The following is a 603-nucleotide window of genomic DNA, read 5'->3' on the forward strand; positions in this document are numbered from 1 at the left end:
TCTACGGAGGAGTAAGTTTCAGCTGTCATGTTTCAATTTTCAGCTTGTTCCAGATTGTTAAAGAGCAAAATCTTAAACGTGATTCTTGCGAATCAGTTTTAAGATTTTTTTGATATGGTGGAGCTAAGCGGGATCGAACCGCTGACCTCCTGCGTGCAAGGCAGGCGCTCTCCCAGCTGAGCTATAGCCCCATATCAGAAAAGCATTTTTCTACACCTTGTCTACTACCTTCGCCAATTCGCTTCTAGTCAAAGCGAAGTCCTGCGACGTTTACTCACGTAAACAACCAGGGCGACAACGCAGGATAGGAGGGAATTGGTGGGTCTGAGTGGACTTGAACCACCGACCTCACCCTTATCAGGGGTGCGCTCTAACCACCTGAGCTACAGACCCGACAAGGTGCTTTAAGACTTAACCGGGAAGATTAAGCCTTATGCTCTCTTTCATTTCATCAGACAATCTGTGTGAGCACTACACGCAATCAATATCATTAGGTAAGGAGGTGATCCAACCGCAGGTTCCCCTACGGTTACCTTGTTACGACTTCACCCCAGTCATGAATCACAAAGTGGTAAGCGCCCTCCCGAAGGTTAAGCTACCTAC

2 tRNA genes and 1 rRNA gene are annotated in these 603 nt (G+C 47.4%); all 3 read right to left on the reverse strand.

The window, feature by feature from the left end:
- Nucleotides 1-115: 115 nt before the first annotated feature.
- Nucleotides 116-191, reverse strand: a tRNA-Ala gene (locus OC597_RS26590).
- A 125-nt stretch (nt 192-316) separates the two neighbouring features.
- Nucleotides 317-393 (reverse strand) — tRNA-Ile (locus OC597_RS26595).
- 102 nt (nt 394-495) lie between these two features.
- Nucleotides 496-603 (reverse strand): 16S ribosomal RNA (locus OC597_RS26600); the annotation flags it as partial.

Source organism: Serratia proteamaculans (assembly GCF_946227095.1).
In the GTDB taxonomy this organism is placed as follows: domain Bacteria; phylum Pseudomonadota; class Gammaproteobacteria; order Enterobacterales; family Enterobacteriaceae; genus Serratia; species Serratia proteamaculans_E.